Origin of the sequence: Pseudoalteromonas sp. SG41-2, assembly GCF_014164535.1 — a bacterium.
Lineage (GTDB): Bacteria > Pseudomonadota > Gammaproteobacteria > Enterobacterales > Alteromonadaceae > Pseudoalteromonas > Pseudoalteromonas rhizosphaerae.
Genome location: NZ_JACJFK010000011.1, coordinates 91,111 through 110,539 on the forward strand (window position 1 = coordinate 91,111; position 19,429 = coordinate 110,539).

Annotated in this window: 13 protein-coding genes; 12 read left to right on the forward strand and 1 reads right to left on the reverse strand. The window is 39.5% G+C overall.

Annotation, left to right across the window (positions count from 1 at the left end; translation table 11 throughout):
* The first annotated feature begins 100 nt into the window (after positions 1 to 100).
* From H5186_RS10755 to H5186_RS10785, 7 genes are all read left to right on the forward strand, one after another.
* Positions 101 to 4,942 (forward strand): NAD-glutamate dehydrogenase, encoded by a 4,842-nt coding sequence (locus H5186_RS10755; protein WP_182794445.1) that lies wholly within the window; start codon positions 101 to 103, stop codon positions 4,940 to 4,942.
* 114 nt (positions 4,943 to 5,056) lie between these two features.
* Complete coding sequence (gene pyrD, locus H5186_RS10760; RefSeq protein ID WP_182794446.1) at positions 5,057 to 6,067, forward strand: quinone-dependent dihydroorotate dehydrogenase; 1,011 nt, start codon at positions 5,057 to 5,059, stop codon at positions 6,065 to 6,067.
* A gap of 120 nt (positions 6,068 to 6,187) precedes the next feature.
* The gene (locus H5186_RS10765) at positions 6,188 to 6,718 is read left to right on the forward strand and encodes a cell division protein ZapC domain-containing protein (protein ID WP_145233823.1); all 531 of its coding nucleotides are present in this window, start codon (positions 6,188 to 6,190) and stop codon (positions 6,716 to 6,718) included.
* A 90-nt stretch (positions 6,719 to 6,808) separates the two neighbouring features.
* Positions 6,809 to 8,926 carry a bifunctional 23S rRNA (guanine(2069)-N(7))-methyltransferase RlmK/23S rRNA (guanine(2445)-N(2))-methyltransferase RlmL gene (gene rlmKL, locus H5186_RS10770; protein ID WP_145233826.1) on the forward strand — a complete coding sequence of 706 codons (2,118 nt, stop codon included), beginning with the start codon at positions 6,809 to 6,811 and terminating at the stop codon, positions 8,924 to 8,926.
* Positions 8,919 to 9,155 carry a glutaredoxin family protein gene (locus H5186_RS10775; protein WP_149981062.1) on the forward strand — a complete coding sequence of 79 codons (237 nt, stop codon included), beginning with the start codon at positions 8,919 to 8,921 and terminating at the stop codon, positions 9,153 to 9,155. The genes rlmKL and H5186_RS10775 overlap by 8 nt, the downstream gene beginning before the upstream one ends.
* A gap of 15 nt (positions 9,156 to 9,170) precedes the next feature.
* Positions 9,171 to 11,090 carry an ABC transporter ATP-binding protein gene (locus H5186_RS10780; RefSeq protein ID WP_182717873.1) on the forward strand — a complete coding sequence of 640 codons (1,920 nt, stop codon included), beginning with the start codon at positions 9,171 to 9,173 and terminating at the stop codon, positions 11,088 to 11,090.
* Positions 11,091 to 11,101: 11 nt separating this feature from the next.
* Positions 11,102 to 12,835 (forward strand): DUF3466 family protein, encoded by a 1,734-nt coding sequence (locus tag H5186_RS10785; RefSeq protein ID WP_182794447.1) that lies wholly within the window; start codon positions 11,102 to 11,104, stop codon positions 12,833 to 12,835.
* A gap of 111 nt (positions 12,836 to 12,946) precedes the next feature.
* On the opposite strand, the gene H5186_RS10790 is transcribed toward H5186_RS10785, so the two are convergent.
* Entirely contained in the window at positions 12,947 to 13,456 is a 510-nt protein-coding gene (locus H5186_RS10790) for a DUF2062 domain-containing protein (protein WP_149981065.1), read from the reverse strand.
* Here H5186_RS10790 and H5186_RS10795 point away from each other — a divergent pair.
* From H5186_RS10795 to kdsB, 5 genes are read left to right on the forward strand one after another with little or no spacing between them, the layout of a single operon-like run.
* Positions 13,436 to 15,715 (forward strand): DNA internalization-related competence protein ComEC/Rec2, encoded by a 2,280-nt coding sequence (locus H5186_RS10795; protein ID WP_182794448.1) that lies wholly within the window; start codon positions 13,436 to 13,438, stop codon positions 15,713 to 15,715. The genes H5186_RS10790 and H5186_RS10795 overlap by 21 nt on opposite strands.
* 58 nt (positions 15,716 to 15,773) lie before the next feature.
* Positions 15,774 to 17,519: a lipid A export permease/ATP-binding protein MsbA gene (msbA, locus tag H5186_RS10800; protein WP_182761315.1), complete on the forward strand. Its 1,746-nt coding sequence runs from the start codon at positions 15,774 to 15,776 to the stop codon at positions 17,517 to 17,519.
* Positions 17,516 to 18,496 carry a tetraacyldisaccharide 4'-kinase gene (gene lpxK, locus H5186_RS10805; protein WP_182794449.1) on the forward strand — a complete coding sequence of 327 codons (981 nt, stop codon included), beginning with the start codon at positions 17,516 to 17,518 and terminating at the stop codon, positions 18,494 to 18,496. Before msbA ends, lpxK begins: the two co-directional genes overlap by 4 nt.
* On the forward strand, positions 18,486 to 18,683 hold the full coding sequence (locus tag H5186_RS10810) for a Trm112 family protein (RefSeq protein ID WP_145233843.1): 198 nt from the start codon (positions 18,486 to 18,488) through the stop codon (positions 18,681 to 18,683). The genes lpxK and H5186_RS10810 overlap by 11 nt, the downstream gene beginning before the upstream one ends.
* Complete coding sequence (gene kdsB, locus H5186_RS10815; RefSeq protein WP_149981069.1) at positions 18,671 to 19,429, forward strand: 3-deoxy-manno-octulosonate cytidylyltransferase; 759 nt, start codon at positions 18,671 to 18,673, stop codon at positions 19,427 to 19,429. Before H5186_RS10810 ends, kdsB begins: the two co-directional genes overlap by 13 nt.

Here is a 19,429-nt window from a genome sequence, read left to right on the forward strand (position 1 = left end):
TTATTAATTTTAAAAGGGTTAGAATTTGCCTGACTCCACACAATAAATTGCTGTACAAATTTTCCATCTAAGTAGGTGGTATAGATTTAAGGAACATGTAATGACACGAAATGAAGGGCAAGCCTCGGTTATCTTAGATAATGTCTGTAAGCTGATCCAGAAAAAAGTTCACGCTGATAATGTGTTACTCGTTGAGAAATTCGCCAAATCCTTGTACAGCAATATGTCTAAAGAAGATTTGGCACATCGCAATGATAGTGACTTATATGGCGCTGCACTTAGCCTATGGAACTCGCTAGAAAAAAATACCTCTGATGATGCGGTGATCCGCGTTTTCAATCCTGAAGTAGCAAAAGATGGCTGGCAGTCATCACACACAATCGTCGAAATTATCGCTAAAGATATGCCATTTTTAGTTGATTCTGTTCGTATGGCGATGACCCGCGAAAATATCGCATCTCATTTGCTATTACACAGCCCACTTAAGATTCAACGCGATAAAAACGCTAAAATTTCGGCTTTATCAAATTTAAAAGCCGAACAAGAGTCTAGCTCTACAAAAACAGTGTTTTTTATCGAAATTGATCGCCAAACAGATTCTTCAGTGATTGACTCGTTCAAAAAAGAGCTTGAGTCAGTGTTGAACGATGTGTCTACTGCGGTAGAAGATTGGCAACCGATCCGCAAAAAGTTAATTGCGGTCAGTAAAGAATTACCAAAACGTAACCATAACAACAATGCAAGTGAAGTCGCAGAGACTGTTGAATTCTTAGATTGGTTAGTAAAAGATAATTTCACATTAATGGGCTATCGCCAATACGATTTGTCGCCAGTACAAGGCGATTACCAGCTCAAAGGTAAAATCGAGAGCAGCTTAGGTTTAATGAAGAATTCAACCGAAGAGCATTCTCGCCTGTTATCTGAATTACCAGAAGTTGCCCGTCAAGAAGCCCGTAGCAATAACCTGTTGATCCTTACAAAAACCAATTCGTTATCACGCGTACACCGCCCAGCATACATAGATTATGTAGGGATTAAACGTTTTGATGATGAGGGGAATGTGATTGGCGAAGACCGTTTCATCGGGTTGTTTTCATCAAGTTTTTATAACAACAGCGCCGCTGATGTGCCAGTTTTAAAAAGTAAAATAAATCGCATCATGGAAATGTGTGATTTTGCCAAAGGCACTCATGCTTATAAAGCGGTATTAAATATTCTTGAAACCTATCCGCGTGATGAACTTGTTCAGGCCCGTGAAAGCGAGTTACTTGAAGTTGCAATGGGTGTTTTACAAGTACAAGAGCGCGATATGTGTCGCTTATTTGTGCGTAAAGATGCCTATGGTCGTTTTTTCTCTTGCATGGTCTATGTACCGCGTGAGCGTTATAACACAGCGCTGCGCCGTGAAACACAAGATATTTTAGGCAATGCATTTAATTCAGACGATAAAGTCGAATTTACTACCTTCTTCTCTGAGTCTACACTGGCGCGTACTCATTATACCGTGCGTGTGACTGACAACAATATAGAATATAACGTGAAAGACATCGAAAATAATTTAGTAGAAGCCGCTCGTACTTGGGAAGATAAATTACAATCAGCACTGTTAGAGTCTGCTGGTGAAGCACGTGGTAACGAATTAAACCGCAAATATTGTAATGCGTTTGCTCGTTCTTACAAAGATGAAGTACTGCCAAGTGCCGCTGTTGTTGATATTGAAAAGCTTGAACTATTGAATGACGATAACAAGCTTGAAATGTTGTTTTACCGTCCGCAAGAAGAAGCGAACAGCAACATTGTACGTTTGAGCTTATTCCACAAAGATGAGCCAATCCATTTATCAGACGTTATGCCAATGCTTGAAAACTTTGGCTTGCGCGTCATTGGTGAAACGCCTTATTCGGTTAAAACCAGCGATGGCCGTATCAACTGGATCATGGATTTCTCAATGCTACTTGATAGCAAAGGTATTGCAGATTTCGATAAAGTATCAGCACGTTTTCGTGCCGCACTTACTAGTGTGTGGAGTAACCGTTTAGAAAATGACGGCTTTAACCGTTTAGTGCTAATGGGTGGCTTAACTGGTCGCGAAGCGTCAATATTACGCGCTTATGCAAAATACATGCGCCAAGTTGGGGTTACTTTTTCGCAAACCTACATCGAGAGCACATTAGCTAATTACCCGCACATTGGTTCGCAAATTGTTAATTTATTTGCTAAAAAGTTCTCTGTTAAAAGCCCTGCCAGTGTTAAAACGCTTGATAAGCTAATTGCACAAATTTATGTAGAACTTGAAAACGTTGCTAACTTAGATGATGACCGTATTATTCGTTTATACGTCGATATGATCATTGCTACGCTGCGTACTAACTACTTCCAAAAAGATGGCATAGGTCAGTTTAAGTCTTATGTGTCGTTCAAAGTAAATCCAAGCTTAATTCCAGATATGCCATTGCCATTACCGGCATTTGAAATATTTGTTTATTCTCCACGTGTAGAAGGTGTGCATTTACGTGGTGGTAAAGTTGCGCGTGGTGGCCTGCGTTGGTCAGATCGTCGTGAAGATTTCCGTACGGAAGTACTTGGTCTAGTTAAAGCACAACAAGTAAAGAATACAGTTATTGTACCTGTAGGCTCAAAAGGCGGCTTTGTTTGTAAACAACTGCCAACGGATCGTGACGCATTCTTCAAAGAAGGCCAAGAGTGTTACAAAATCTTCATTCGTGGTTTATTAGATATCACAGATAACATTATCCAAGGTGAAATTGTGCCGCCGGTTGATGTAACTCGTCATGATGAAGATGATGCATATTTGGTTGTAGCAGCTGATAAAGGTACAGCCACTTTCTCTGATATTGCCAATGGCATTGCCAATGAATATAACTTCTGGCTAGGTGATGCATTCGCATCAGGTGGTTCAGTAGGTTATGACCATAAGAAAATGGGTATTACAGCCAAAGGTGCATGGGAATCGGTTAAACGTCATTTCCGCGAAATGGACATTGATACACAAACAACAGATTTTACGGTAGTTGCAATTGGTGATATGGCTGGGGATGTATTTGGTAATGGTATGTTGTTATCCAAGCATATCCGTTTACAAGTGGCATTTAACCACATGCATATCTTTGTTGATCCAAACCCAGATTCAGCGACGTCTTACCCAGAGCGCGAGCGCCTATTTAACTTACCTCGTTCATCGTGGGAAGACTACAACAAAGACTTGATTTCAGCGGGCGGCGGGGTGTTCTCACGTGCGGCTAAATCAATCACTTTAACGCCAGAAATGAAAAAAATGTTGGGCACTAAAAAAGCCAGCATGACACCAAACGAGCTGATCAAAGCATTCTTAATGATGGAATTCGATCTATTATGGAATGGCGGCATTGGTACTTACATTAAGAGCAGTAAAGAAAGCGATGCAGATGTAGGCGACCGTGCAAATGACGCCCTACGTATCAATGGTAGTGAGCTTGGTGCAAAAGTACTCGGTGAGGGTGGCAACTTAGGTGCAACCCAATTAGGACGTATTGAATTTGCTGCTAAAGGCGGTCGCGTTAATACTGACTTCATCGATAACGTAGGTGGTGTTGCGTGTTCTGATAACGAAGTAAATATCAAAATTTTACTTAATGGTTTAGTTACAGCCGGTGATTTAACGCGTAAACAACGTGATGAACTACTGTATTCAATGACCGATGAAGTTGCACAACTGGTACTGAAAGACTGTTATCGCCAAACGCATACACTGTCAATTACGCAATCAAAAGGCTCATCAACGCTTAAAGAAAAAGTACGCTTTATTCATGCCCTTGAAAAAGATGGCAAGTTAAATCGTGCAATTGAATTTATTCCAAGCGATGAAGAGTTGGCAGAACGCGCTGCAGCGGGTAAAGATTTAACTCGTCCAGAGTTATCGGTGCTTGTGTCTTACGCTAAAATGGTACTTAAAGAGTCACTCGTGACTGACGACATCACAGAAAATCCATATTATCGTCAGCTATTAGTGAAGTCTTTCCCTTTACCACTACGTGAAAAGTTCAATACTGCGATGGATAATCACCCACTGCGTAAAGAGATTATTGCTACTAAATTAGCTAATAATATCGTTAACGATATGGGTCTGAACTTCATGGTACGTATGCATGAAGAAACTGGCGCAAACGAAGCTGAAATTGCGTTATGTTACTCTGTTGCCAGTGAAGTATTCCAAATGCGTGATACGTGGTCTGCAATTGTTGATCTTGATAACAAGATCCCAGCCGCAGTGCAAACTGAAATGTTGTATCAATTACGTCGTACAGTACGCCGTGCAACGCGTTGGTTCTTACGTCATCGCAATAAAGCGCAAAATATTGAGCAAACAATTGCCTTCTTTGCACCGACCTTCGCTGATTTAAGTGCAAACTTAACTAACTACATGGTTGAAAAAGAAAGTGAACGTTTATCTGCTGCCGCAGACAAGCTTATTGAAAGTGCAGTGCCAGCTGAGCTTGCAACACGTATTGTATCGCTCTCTAGCTTGTTCTCAGTAATGGACTTAGCAGAAGTTGCTGCAAATTCAGGGCGTAGTATTGATATGGTATCTAATACCTACTTCAAACTAGGTGCACGGATGGGACTGCATTGGTTCCTTGACCAAATTACTCATCAGCCGGTGGCGAATCATTGGCAAGCATTGGCCCGCGCTTCATACCGTGAAGAGCTTGATTGGCAACAACGTACACTATCTGAAGTTGTTTTAAATAACTTTGCTGGTGATAACAAAGATGTTGACGGTCAAATTGATCAGTGGATGGACAGCCAAGATTTGTTACTACAACGCTGGAAGCAAATGTTAGCTGAATTTAAGACTTCACAAAGTCATGATTTTGCTAAGTTCTCAGTTGCATTACGTGAACTTATGCTACTTAGTCATAACTGTGATACATCTGCAAAATAAGCAATTGATACTGACTGATTATTTTCCCACATGAAAATAATGAGTTAATCGTTAAAATTGTTATACAATACCCCAGCCTAGTCTGGGGTATTTTTTTATTAAGAGGATTATTTCATGTTTTACGATCTTGCTCGCCGTTTTATGTTCACCCGTGATGCGGAATGGGCCCATGAATTTGCACTTCATAACTTGCGCCGTTTTAACTATACCCCGTTCAGTGCTGCATGGTCGCAATCAGTGGCAGATCGTCCAGTCGAATTTTTAGGTTTACAGTTTAAAAACCCAGTAGGATTAGCAGCTGGCCTTGATAAAAATGCAGAATGCATTGATGCGTTTGCAAAGATGGGTTTTGGCTTTATTGAGGTAGGTACTGTGACACCTCGTCCACAAGTCGGTAATGACAAGCCGCGTATTTTCCGTCTGCCGGAGTCAAATGCAATTATCAATCGTATGGGCTTTAATAATAAAGGTGTTGATAACCTAATTAATAACGTTAAGGCTGCTAAATACGACGGCATTCTAGGTATCAATATTGGTAAGAATAAAGATACCCCAAATGAACAAGGTAAAGACGATTACATCCACTGTATGCGCAAAGTGTTTGAACATGCCTCATATATTACTGTCAATATCTCATCACCAAATACGCCTGGACTTCGCGATCTGCAATATGGTGCTGCACTGGATGATCTATTGCAAAGCCTTAAAAATGAGCAGCTTGATTTGATCGCCAAACATAATAAACAAGTGCCAATGCTAGTAAAAATTGCCCCAGATCTTGATGCTGTGCAAATAGCTCAAGTTAGTGAATCATTATTAAATAACAACATCGATGGTGTAATAGCGACGAATACTACCTTAGAGCGTGCTGCGGTGCATGGACAACAATATGCTGATGAAGCCGGAGGCCTGTCAGGTCAGCCAGTACGTGAGCGCTCCACTCATGTAGTGCAAGAATTAAAACGTTTAACCGCAGGAAAACTGCCAATCATTGGAGTGGGCGGAATTGATGATGCAGCCAGTGCGAAAGAAAAATTATCAGCAGGAGCGGATCTTGTACAGGTATACACTGGATTTATATATAAAGGACCGCAATTGGTAAAAACGATCCTGCAAGGCTTATAAGGATCCGTTATTTAAGCTTTTGATCGTTCAATAAATGTTCTAAAGAAATATATATTAATTGGTCAAAAGCCGCTATACTACAATATTCATAAGATTAATTAGTAGGGGCGTAGGGAACGCATGTTACAAGCATCAAAGCAGTGGAAATGGATTGCTTGTCCAGTAAGAAATCGTTTATTGATCGATTTAGATCAAGATATGCAGCTGTGCACGCCTTATAAACTACGTCAACTCACCGATGCTATTTTAACCCAACCTAACTTTAGTTTAGAAGATGCCGCCTTTTATCAGCAGGTTTACCAATATCTTGCTGGATTTAATCTTTGGAATGGCGCGCAGCTATGTCAAATTGCGCTCAATGCGACAGCAGCTAAATTTTATTTAAAGCCAATGCTGGCAAAAAGTTGGTTTTTCGAACCCTACAAAGGCAATGAGCCCAGTATAGAAGCCGTTATAAAATTGCAAACTAGCGAACAAAGTGGTGAGTTTTTGATTGTTGACCACTGTAAAGAAGCCTCTTTATGCATTTGTCTATCTGAGCATTTTAAGCTTGATGAAAACTTAAGCCTTAATCAATTTGAAGCTATTCGTATACTTAACAATCGTGTCCATCCAATTTATAACCACGCACAAAACAGTAAAACAGCCTAAGCATATTTTTTGTAGTTCCTTTGTTTATCGCGTGTTTGTCGCCCAACCTATGTTATAATCCCGCGCAATTAGCTATTAAGGGTTATTACTTTGCATTTTATCGCACTTACTTCTATCGGAATCGAAAATTTATTGGTTGATGAACTTACTGACATTGGCGCTACGGTGACCAAACAAACAGTCGGTTCTGTGCGTTTTGACGCCGACACTACATTAGCACAAAAGGTCTGTTTAATGAGCCGCTTCGCGACACGAGTGCTGATGTTGATCGAAGAGAAAGAGGGCGTAAATAATAAAGAAAGCCTTTACAATTTTGCTCGCTCACAGCCTTGGCAGGAATGGTTTGGTCCAACGCAAACTTTTGCAGTCGACTTTAATGGTACCAACGACTCACTTAAAAATACCCAGTTCTCAGGTTTAGTGATCAAAGATGCGATTGTTGATTATTTTAATGATTTATTTGAACAGCGGCCAAACGTTGATAAACAAGATGCCAATGTACGCGTTGTTGCGCGTTTATCGCGTCAAGGTGTGGCCATGTATATCGATTATTCAGGACCGCGTTTATCTGAACGTGGTTATCGAGAAGGTCAAGGTAAGGCACCTATTAAAGAGCATTTAGCGGCAGCACTGATCAAACGCAGTGGTTGGCTTGACAATGTTCAACAGCCGCTATTTGATCCCTGCTGTGGTGCAGGTACTATTTTGATTGAAGCTGCTGGCATGGCGCGTAATGAAGCGCCGGGTTTATTCCGTGAGGGATTTGCATTTGAGCGCTTACCAAGTTTCCGTATTGCTAAATACAAAGAGTTAAAAGAGCAGCTTACAGCACAAATTACAGATCCTAAACTATGGCTTATTGGCCATGACAATGACGCTAATGTACTAAGCAAAGCAGTAGATAATGCTCGTAGAGCTGATCTAGGTGATGTGATCAAGTTTAAACAAAGCGATGCAACTAAGCTTACCTCAGTGGCAAAATTACCAGGTGTGGTTATTTCAAATTTACCGTATGGTGAACGTATTGGTTCGATGGCTGAGTTGGTAAGTTTACACAGTGCTTTAGGTACAGGCTTTAAAAAACATTTTAATAACTGGAAACTTGCCCTACTAGGCATGGATGAGAGTTTATTTAAATTATTAAAGCTGGTGAAACTCAAGCGTTATAAATTTAAAAATGGTCCACTTGATGTGGTACTTAATTTATATCAACTTGATGACAAACAAGTCAGCCAAACAACTGAAGATAAGCCTGCATTGAACTTTGAAGGTTCAATGTCGTTTGCTAATCGGGTTAAAAAGAATAAGCAAGGCCTGAAAAATTGGCTCAAACAAAATGATGTGCAGGCCTATCGTGTCTACGATGCTGACATTCCTGAATACAATGTAGCCGTTGATATTTATGGTGATTCAGCGGTAATATTTGAGTACGCTGCGCCGAAAGAAATTGACGATGTAACAGCGCACAAACGTTTACAAGACGTGATTTCGTTAACCTCACAGCAGCTCAATATCGCACCTGGAAATATTGCTGTAAAAGTACGTAAAAAGCAAAAAGGTGAAGAGCAATACACACCAATGGCTAAGCAAAATCGTACTCAAGTAGTTGAGGAGTTTGGCGCGAAGTTTAAAGTCAATTTATTTGATTACTTAGATACTGGCTTGTTTTTAGACCACCGTCTTGCTCGTCGTTATATCCAAGAAAATGCCAAAGATAAACGCTTCTTGAATTTATTTGCCTACACAGGGACAGCCTCTGTACATGCAGCTCTGGGTGGCGCTAAAGCGATAACCACGGTTGATCTATCGAAAACCTATTTAAAATGGGGCCAAGATAACTTTGACCTGAACAATATCAGTAATACCCGTTATCGTTTTGAACAGGCTGATTGTTTGAAGTGGCTTGAGCATGCCACAAGCCAATACGATTTGATCTTTTTAGATCCGCCAACGTTTTCAAATTCAAAACGCATGAAAGATGCTTTTGATGTACAAAATGATCATATTAAATTACTGACATGGGTTAAAAAAATCCTCAGTCCATCTGGCACGTTGATTTTCTCGAATAATATGCGTGGCTTCACCATGGATGAAGTTGGCTTGATTGGCTTAGGCTTAAAAGCTGTTAATATTTCAGAGCAGACGATTTCTCCTGACTTCAAACGCAATAAAAAAATACATAATAGCTGGTTGATAACCCATGGCTAAGTGGATTTTGTATCATACCGATGGCTGTCATTTATGTGAGCAAGCGCAGAGCTTGATCACGCCGTTGTTAGGTGATGATCTGTTACAGCTTGTTGATATTATGAGTGATGAAGAATTAATTACAGAATATCAGACCAGTATACCCGTTTTAAAAAGCGATCAAGGCCCGCAATTATTTTGGCCTTTCACTGCGCAAGATGTGCGTCAGTTTTTTACGCAAACAGAATAAGAGTAAACAGATAGTATGGATTTAATTAGAATTTCTAAAGCTCAACTCGCGTATGGTACGCATCCACTGTTAGACAACGCTGATGCCGTCATCGAAACTGGTGAGCGTGTGTGTGTGGTTGGTCGTAATGGTGCGGGTAAATCAACGTTACTAAAAGTCCTTGATGGCCAAGTTATTTTAGATGATGGTGAAATAAATCAGTTAGGTAGTATTAAAATATCGCGTCTAGAGCAAGATCCACCAAAAGGGGCTAGTGGCTCGGTGTTTGATTATGTTGCTCAAGGTATGCCTGAGATTGCAAATTTATTAATTGACTTTCATCACGTCAGCACTGAGTTACAAACTGACTGCACAGATAAACTACTTAATAAACTTGAACGTTTATCAAATCAACTCGAAGCCGCAGATGGTTGGCGTTTTGATAGTAGAATTCAACTTGTATTAACACAGTTAGAATTAGCACCAGAAGCCAAACTTGAATCACTTTCTGGTGGCTGGTTACGCAAAGTTGCTCTTGCACGGGCACTTGTCAGTGAGCCGGATTTATTATTACTTGATGAGCCTACTAACCATTTAGATATGGAAAGTGTGATGTGGCTTGAACAATTCTTAAAAGAGTTTAAAGGCGGTATTGTCTTTATTTCTCATGACCGTGCTTTTATTCGTGCAGTTGCTACGCGTATTCTTGATTTAGATCGTGGTAAGTTAATTTCATACCCTGGCGATTATGCTACTTATTTAGAGCAAAAAGCCCATGATTTAAAAGTAGAAGAAACGCAAAACGCATTATTTGACAAACGCTTAGCAGAAGAAGAAACGTGGATCCGCCAAGGTGTAAAAGCACGTCGAACGCGTAATGAAGGGCGTGTCCGCGAGCTCAAACAGCTACGTAATGAACGCAAACAGCGTGTTGATCAAGTGGGTAAAACTGACTTCAATATTGAAACTGCAGACCGTTCAGGTAAATTAGTATTTGAAGCTAAACATCTAAATCATGCATTTAATAAAGATAAAGTTATCGCCAATGACTTCTCTACATTAGTAATGCGTGGCGATCGTATTGGCTTAGTTGGCCCTAACGGTATTGGTAAGACGACTTTATTAAAACTGCTATTTGGTGATATTGAAGCTGATGCAGGGATTGTTAAGCAAGGGGTGAACTTAGAGTTTGCTTACTTTGATCAATACCGCCAAAAGCTTGATGAAGAAGCCACCGTACAAGATAACGTTGCCGAAGGTAAGCAAGAAGTAATGATGGGCGGACGCTCACGTCATGTACTCGGTTATTTACAAGACTTTTTATTCCCACCTGCGCGTGCTCGTACACCAGTTAAAGCACTCTCTGGCGGTGAAAAAAATCGCTTATTATTAGCTAAACTATTTTTAAAACCATCAAATATTCTTGTGCTTGATGAGCCAACCAATGATTTAGATATAGAAACCCTTGAGCTGTTAGAGGATATTATTAATCAGTATCAGGGAACTGTGTTAATTGTAAGCCATGACCGTGAGTTTATTGATAATACCTGTACCAGTGTTTGGGCATTTGAAGGTAATGGGGTAATTACAGATATTGTCGGTGGTTACAGTGATTATGAAGCCTATGCTAATTATTTAGCACAGGAACAAAAAAAACAGCTAACTACACCTGCTAAAAAAGAAGCAGTCGTTGCACCAGCTCCTGTGGCTAAAGCAGATAACAAAAGTAATAAACTCTCTTACAAATTAAAACTTGAATTAGAACAATTACCCAGTAAGCTGGAACAACTTGAACAAGCATTAGAAGCACAGCAAGTTGTGGTTAATGACGCTGATTTCTTTAAACAAGATGCCAGTGCGACAACCAAAGAATTGAACCATTTAGCACAACTTGAGTCTGACCTTGAAGCCGCTCTGGAGCGCTGGGAAGAACTTGAAGATTTAAAGAATCAGTAGTAAGGACTAAAATGAAATATAAATTACTCGCGGCTAGTATTTTAGCTACGATGAGTACATCAGCAATCAGTGCAACATATCAGTTGACAGAGCTGAGTTCTTTAGACGAAGCCAAGCATAATTACGTAAAAGATGTCAGCGAAAGTGGCAATATAATCGGCGTTGCTAACGGTATTTACAATTTACCTATTGATGTTAGTTATATCGATTTTGGTGATAATGTAATTGAAAGTGCTTACCGTGAGCGAGAAAAGTATTTTAAGAACATTGATAAAGAAATTACTTTTACGCTTGATGATATTGAAAAAAATAATGCGGCGGCAACTAACCCAGATGCACACAGTTTTATGCTTTCATTTTTATCAGCACAAGCTAATAACTCAGAATATCAAAAACTGGCAAATATTGTTGGTTACCATGTTTTGAATGGTGAAGCTCAAGAGCAAGTACTGTTTGATGTTGCATCAGTCGATTATGATGGCCTTACACGATCAGTTAGCAATAACTATAATGCAGTGGCTGAAGACGGTGTTACTGTGGGTTGGGGCAGTGCACCTTATGAGAAAACTAGCTTTCTTCCTGAGGGTGAAAGTGAAGAAGAAACACGATTCGTGCGTGATTTTATCTCTCGGGGCATTGTTGTATCGCCATCGGGTTTAAATGTGCCATTAGTGCCAGAGTATGCGGAATTTGGTGGCTTAAGTTCAGCCAACGATATCGTTAAAACAAACACCGGTTATATTGTCGTTGGGCAAGTATCAACAGGGATCCCAGTTGATAGACAAGAAAATATTGATGATAATTGTGATGGTGAAGATGAACCTGTCAGTGTTTGTATTGAGAATTTGTATAGAAGCACATCATCACGATTGTTCGATACCCGTGCAGTTAAGTGGACACTTGATACAAATTTAAACATTACTAAAACTGAACCGCTTGGTTTGGGTCTTACACCAGAAGATGATGATGGGTTTGCATTTATAAGTAATGCACTTGCTGTTAATAGTAATGGTATTGTTGCCGGTTACTCTGACATTCGTGATAATAACAGATCGTCAACAATTAGATCGTTGCCTGTTTATTACAAAGACGGAAACGTTGTTGAAATGCTCAATCAAGAAGATGATTGGACAGGTGGTAAGGCAGTAGCAATTAATAATAATAATACGATTGTTGGTTATGGAATAAAGAGAATTGATGGCTCAGATCGTCAAAAATTCTTTTATCATGATGTTGCCAGTAATAGTACTGTATTCCCAACGGATTTCTTTAATAGCTCCAGCTCAGTTGCCAATGATATTAATGTTAATGGTTATATTGTTGGTGAAGGTGAAACTGACCTATTTAATGTTGGTGCGCGTCGCCGCGAAGGTTTCCTGTACAAGATTGGTGAAGATGCGATTACAAATATAAATGATCTACTGCCTTGCTACGAAGCAGATGGTGAAACACGTTATGGTTATGTCGTTTCAGGAGCTAAAGTAATTAACAATAAAAACGAAATTTTTGGTGTTGCTACTAAAACGGTCGAGAAAACTGATTCATTAGGCGGTGTTGTACGAGATATCAATGGTGAAATAGAATACGAAAGTATTGTAGTGCCAGTGAAGTTATCTCCTATTAACGGGACTATTGATAGTTGTTCAGCTCCTGAAACGGAAACTTATGAACGTCAATCGTCTAGTTCCCCTTGGTATACGTTATTGTTACTACCGTTAGTTGGTCTGCGTCGTATATTGCGATAAGTATTGAAATTATTGCTAGGTGATCCAGCATTAACGGTCACTTAGTATTAAAATAAAAAATCCTGCTTTGCTAAGCAGGGTTTTTTTTGTCTATACTTTAAATTGAAACAGTTATTTTTTATGACGATTTAACCATGCTTTTCGCACTGAGCGTCGCCATAGTAAATCAACACCGAAATAGCCTATTATTGAGGCAACACAGGCAGAAATAAGCGAGCCAACTAAAAAAGCAGGACCAATGGTGGTTAAGCTTTCCATAAACCACTGCCAACTTGGTTCAAATGCAAAATGTTGCTCCGGCTGCCCTAACACTAACGTACCAATTAAATACGAACAATAAAAAATAGGTGGCATGGTTAGCGGGTTAGTGATCCATACTACGGCGACAGAAATAGGTAGATTTACTCGTAATGGAATAGCCAACGCAGCAGCAAGCACCATCTGAAAAGGAACAGGGATGAAAGCGAAGAATAAACCGACTGAAAATGCCCCACGAGCTGAGCGACGATTTAAATGCCATAGATTAGCATCGTGGAGTAAACGACCAAAAATTTTTAAATATTTATGATGTTTAACTTTATTGTGATCGGGTAAAAACCGTTGGATCGTTTTTTTAGCCATTTAAAGCAACCATTTACATCTGTTTGGTTAAGCGTTGGGTTTGTCGTTGGTTGTATTATAACCGTTTATTATTATCAGACCCTTGTATTTACAGTTTTCGCGTTATCTCTGTTAATTGCGAGTGCCTATTTTAAGCCGTTTTACCGTGTATTGTTAGGTTTTATTTGTGGAATTTTGTGTGTATGGGGACATTTTTCCAGCTTTTATGCAATTTCCAGCTTGGCTTTGGATGAAAATAAACCACATCTAAGTAATATTACGATTGTTGAAGTTATTTCTCAGCGTGATAACTATTATTTAAAAGTTCAGCTCAATGAGATAGATAATCAGCCTCTATCAAATATTAAGCCTCCTTTTGCATTGCTCACTTTAAAAAACGACCAGAGACTCAAAGTAGGTGATCACGTTACAACGTGGCTTGAATTAGAAAAATATCGCAGCCAAAAAAATTATGATGTGTTTGATAAAGAGCGTTACGCATTTAGTGAGCGACTATTTTTTAAAGGCAAGCAAGTTGGTAGTATTATCGAAATATCGAACAACCATGAATTTGAGCTAATTGAAAAATACCGTAATTTTATCAAACTCACCTACCAGCATAACTCGCTAAATTGGCTGTTTTATCCGCTAATGACTGGCGACCGCAGTGCTATGAGTTTTTCACAAAAGCAAGAATTACAGCAATTTGGTATTAGCCATTTATTGGCTATTTCGGGATTACACATTGGCTTGATGTTTAGTATCGGTTTTTTTATAACTCGCTATTTAACAAGCCTTTTTATTTTTGTGGTTAAACCAACTACACAGCAGATCAATTTGTCACTTATTTATAGTTTAGGTGGATTTGTGCTTGCTTTTAGTTATGTGTACTTAAGTGGTTTTATCGTCTCTGCAACGCGTGCGCTGATCATGCTAGGGTGTTATTTAGTTATTTATTACTTTGCTAAGCAGGCACTACGCTGGCGATTTATCTTGTTTGCATTGGTATGTGTATTACTTATTGATCCATTTAGTTTACTTAATCCGGGACTTTATTTTTCATTCACTGCGGTGGCAATTATCTTTTGGGTTTTTAGTGTTATAACCGTAACCAGCTCCGGCTTTTTAGCCATCATAAAAACACTTATTATTCTACAGCTTGCATTGTTTATTGGTTTACTACCATTATCACTTTATTATTTTAATGGGGTCAGTGTAATTGGCTTAGTTGTTAATTTAGTGGCTATCCCATTACTTGGTTTAATTATCATGCCTTGCTTAGTAATGTTTTCTGCAATTAGTGTGTTTTTTGATATTAGTGGGTTGATTAGTGTGTTTGATTCATTATTACAACATATTTATCAACTCTTATTGTTGATCCCGGTTGATTTTCGTTGGTTTGATACCACAAATTTTAGCCAGCAATGGCTTATTAGTAGCTACATTACAGCAATAATTGTGTGTTTTTTGCCCTGGCGTTTATTGGCATGCATACCATTATTACTGGTTGTACTCGATCATTATTTACTGACCAAACCGCGCTGGCAGCTAAATGTATTCGATGTCGGTCATGGCACCATGGTGTTAGTCAGTAATCGAGGTAAAGGTTTTATCTATGATCTTGGCCCAATTTATTTTAATACATTTACGCGGGTCAACAGCACCTTAATACCTTATTTAAAAAGAAACGGCATTGAGGCGGAAGTTGCGCTCATCAGCCACATGGATAAAGACCATGCTGGAGGGCTTATCCATTGGTTAGAGCAAGGTTATCAGCATACTTTTAAATTGCTACAACCAAATGGGCCAGAGCAAGTTTGCAGAGCGGGCGAATATAGTTTTTATGACTTAACCATTACCGTGAGCGAGCCAGCACAGCATTTAATAACTGATAATGATAACTCTTGTGTCGTGCGCATTAGCGATGGCAGGTTCAGTGTTTTGCTTCCAGGTGATATTTCAGCAACAAGAGAAGCGCAACTAATCCAGCAGCAAGGGGTGCTTAAAAGTACGGTATTACTGAGTCCTCACCATGGCAGTAATACCTCATCGAGTGATGCATTTATTGCTGCGGTTGCTCCTGAGATTGTTATTCATTCAACGGCATATAAAGGACAGTGGCAATTTCCACGTACAGAAGTTATAGCACGTTATGCTACACAGCATGCTTTACAATATACAACAGCGAATAAAGGGCAGGTTAAAATTGAATTTTATCCACATCACTACACAGTAAACCTAGCTCGTGAAGATGAAAGTTATTGGTTTCTAAAAGATTGAGTTTAGTTTTGTGCAACTGGAGGCTACAATAGCCACAGATTATGAATAAGAGAGTATTATGGACCAGACTACATCACAAATTTATAAGCGTTTATTGACGTATGTGGGGGATTATAAAAGCGTTGCCATTTTTGCTGTTATTGGCATGATTGGTTACTCAGCGATGGATGCTTTATTTATCCAACTAATGAAGCCATTTATAGATCAGGGCTTAAATCAACGCAACGCTGAAGTATTAAAATACGCGCCATTTGTTGTCATCGCGTTAGTATTTGGCCGAGGCGTTTTTAATTATATCTCGTCTTATTGTTTAAGTTATGTGGGTTCACAAGTTGTCCGTTCGTTACGTCAGCAATTATTTGAGCATATTTTACATTTACCGGTTGCATTTCATGATCAAAATTCAACGGGTGATTTGATTTCAAAAATAACGTTCGATACAGAGCAAGTACAGCAAGCGATCACCAAAGCGATGCTCATTGTGGTCAGAGAAGGCGCGTTTGTGGTGTTTTTGCTAGCTGTGATGTTTTATACCAGTTGGAAGCTGTCGTTAATCTTTTTGGTTATAATTCCCTTAGTGGCCGTTATTGTCTCTGTTGTATCAAAACGTTTTCGCCATATCTCTAAAAACATTCAATCAGCAATGGGACAAGTTACCCGTAGCTCAGAGCAAATGCTCAGTGGTCATAAAGTTATTCATGGCTTTGGCGGTCAAGCGCAAGAAATAACTCAGTTTGCAAAAATTAATAACCATAACCGTCAGCAGCGTATCAAAATGGATGCCACTAAAGCGCTTAGTGTATCTGTGATTCAAATTTTGGCTGCCAGTGCAATGGCCGTTATTCTCTGGGTGGTTTCCATGCCATCAATGATTGATACAGTGAGCTCGGGGGATTTTGTGGTGCTTATTTCATCGATGATGATGTTATTACGCCCTTTAAAGCAATTAGCTAATGTAAATAGTGATTTACAGCGTGGCATATCTGCAGCGCAAAGTATTTTTTTAGTGCTTGATGAAGAGGTCGAAAAAGACGTCGGTACAGTTAGTGTAGATAAAGTAAAAGGTATGATTGAAGTTAAAAATGTCACCTTCAATTACCCAACGAAAGCAGAAGCTGTATTAAAAAACTTATCGCTCACTATAAAAGCAGGCGAGAGTATTGCGTTAGTTGGGCGTTCTGGTTCTGGTAAATCAACCATTTCAAACTTATTACCGCGTTATTATGACTTACAACCGCCCAGTGAGATTTTACTCGATGGTGTGCCATTGGCGGATTATAAGTTAACTGATTTACGTCGCCAATTTGCTTTAGTATCCCAGCAAGTGGTGTTATTTAATGACACTATTGCTAATAACATCAGTTATGGGATTGCACGTTCACTTAGCGATGACGAGGTATTGAATGTAGCAAAACAAGCACATGTGTGGGAATTTGTTAAAGATTTACCCGATGGTCTAAATACCATGGTCGGTGAGAATGGTGTAATGTTATCAGGCGGGCAGCGCCAACGAATTGCAATTGCGCGGGCGATATTAAAAGATGCACCAATCTTGATTTTAGATGAAGCAACCTCTGCATTGGATACTGAGTCTGAAAAACTGATCCAGCAAGCTTTAGAAGCATTAATGAAAAATAAAACCTCTATTGTGATTGCCCACCGATTATCAACAATCGAACAAAGCGACCGCATCTATGTTATTGATAATGGTCAAGTGATAGAAAGTGGTGATCACACTAGCTTACTGGCTAATGATGGCACGTATGCAGCGCTTTGCAAGATGCAATTTGGTGATCACGGGTGAGTAAAATAGAACAAAGTTGGTATCGAGAACTAAGCTTTATTACCATATTACTTTTACCACTGAGTGTGTTATTTTGGTTTATAAGTGATCTGCGTAAATTAGCGTATAAGCTAGGTTTAATGAAGGCATACCAAAGCCCTGTGCCAGTTATCGTGGTAGGTAATATTAGCGTTGGTGGTAATGGGAAAACCCCCTTTGTGATCTGGCTTGCGAATTACTTACAGCAGCGTGGCTTAAGGGTTGGCATTATTAGTCGAGGCTATGGCGGTAATAGTGATAGCTATCCACTTACTGTGACTGAGCATACCGACACGACTCAGGCAGGTGATGAGCCGGTACTTATTCAACGCAGGCTTGACTGCCCTGTAGTTGTAGGCCCAGATCGACAAGCGAATATAAAACAATTAATTGCGCAATATCAGCTTGATGTGATTATTTCCGATGATGGTATGCAACATTATAAAATGGCCAGAACAATAGAGTGCTGTATTGTTGATAGTGAACGGCGTTTTGGCAATGGCTTGTTAATGCCTGCGGGGCCACTGAGAGAAACACAAAAACGTTTAAAATCAGTTGACTTAGTTATTGAAAATGGGGGGAATGCCACGTTTAATTATCAGCTAAAAAGTGCTGATTTAGTAAATGTTGCCACTAATATAGCCACTAAAGTCCCGCTTTTGACCGGTCACGCAGTGAGCGCCATTGGTAATCCACAACGTTTTGAAAATAGCTTACGTCAACAAGGCATTACATTGCTAAGTTGCCATCATTTTCGAGATCATTATGGTTATACAGCACAAGATTTCATAAAATTTAATGATGAAATAGTGTTTATGACGGAGAAAGATGCGGTAAAATGTCACTCATTTGCAAAACCAACGTGGTATTTTTTACCTGTTGACGCAGAGCCATCCCCTGCGGTGGTATCTAAACTTAACTTATTACTGAGAGAAAAAGGGATCCTAGATGGCCTTTGATACAAAATTACTTGAAATAATTGCTTGCCCAGTGTGTAAAGGCAAATTACGTTTAGACAAAGAAAACAGTGAATTGATCAGCACAGCTGCAAAACTTGCTTACCCTATTCGAGATGATATTCCTGTATTACTAGAAAATGAAGCGCGTGAATTGAGCTTAGAAGAGATTGAAAAGTGGAATTCGTAGTCGTTATTCCTGCACGCTTTGCATCGAGTCGTCTACCAGGTAAACCACTTGCTGATATTTGTGGCAAACCGATGATCCAACATGTTTATGAAAAGGCGATGGCGTCAGGGGCAAGTAAGGTCGTGATAGCCACCGATCACCAACAGGTTTTTGATGTTGTCAAAGGTTTTACTAATGATGTATTAATGACTCGAGATGATCATCAGTCAGGCACTGAACGGCTAGCAGAAGTTGTTGATTTATTATCTCTCAATAACGATATTATTGTAGTGAATGTACAAGGTGATGAGCCTTTATTAGCCGCTGAAAATGTCTCGCAAGTTGCAGCTTTACTTGCTAATTCAAGTGCGCCAATGGCGACCTTGAGTGCTGCCATTGATAGTGTCGATGAGATCTTTAATCCCAACGCAGTTAAAGTCGTCAGCGATGTAAATAAAAACGCACTGTACTTTTCTCGTGCCAGCATTCCCTATGATCGAAGTCATATGTACACAGGTGAAAATAACGGATTAGACATACAAGATTTTCAACGTCATGTGGGTATTTATGCATACCGCGCTGGTTTTATTAAACAATACATCTCACTGACGCCATCCCCATTAGAGCAACTTGAATCTCTTGAGCAATTACGTGTTTTATATCATGGCTATAAAATAAAAATAGAACAGGCAAAAATAACACCGCAAGCAGGGGTTGATACGCCTGATGATTTAGCGCGTGTAGTCGCTATACTGCAAAGTCATTAA

What these genes read in the sequence shown, in the direction of transcription:
- H5186_RS10810 (WP_145233843.1), top strand. Translation starts at nt 18,486, where the DNA reads ATGGCCTTTGATACAAAATTACTTGAAATAATTGCTTGCCCAGTGTGT.
- H5186_RS10780 (WP_182717873.1), top strand. Translation starts at nt 9,171, where the DNA reads ATGGATTTAATTAGAATTTCTAAAGCTCAACTCGCGTATGGTACGCAT.
- msbA (WP_182761315.1), top strand. Translation starts at nt 15,774, where the DNA reads ATGGACCAGACTACATCACAAATTTATAAGCGTTTATTGACGTATGTG.
- pyrD (WP_182794446.1), top strand. Translation starts at nt 5,057, where the DNA reads ATGTTTTACGATCTTGCTCGCCGTTTTATGTTCACCCGTGATGCGGAA.
- H5186_RS10785 (WP_182794447.1), top strand. Translation starts at nt 11,102, where the DNA reads ATGAAATATAAATTACTCGCGGCTAGTATTTTAGCTACGATGAGTACA.
- H5186_RS10765 (WP_145233823.1), top strand. Translation starts at nt 6,188, where the DNA reads ATGTTACAAGCATCAAAGCAGTGGAAATGGATTGCTTGTCCAGTAAGA.
- H5186_RS10790 (WP_149981065.1), bottom strand. Translation starts at nt 13,456, where the DNA reads ATGGCTAAAAAAACGATCCAACGGTTTTTACCCGATCACAATAAAGTT.
- H5186_RS10775 (WP_149981062.1), top strand. Translation starts at nt 8,919, where the DNA reads ATGGCTAAGTGGATTTTGTATCATACCGATGGCTGTCATTTATGTGAG.
- H5186_RS10755 (WP_182794445.1), top strand. Translation starts at nt 101, where the DNA reads ATGACACGAAATGAAGGGCAAGCCTCGGTTATCTTAGATAATGTCTGT.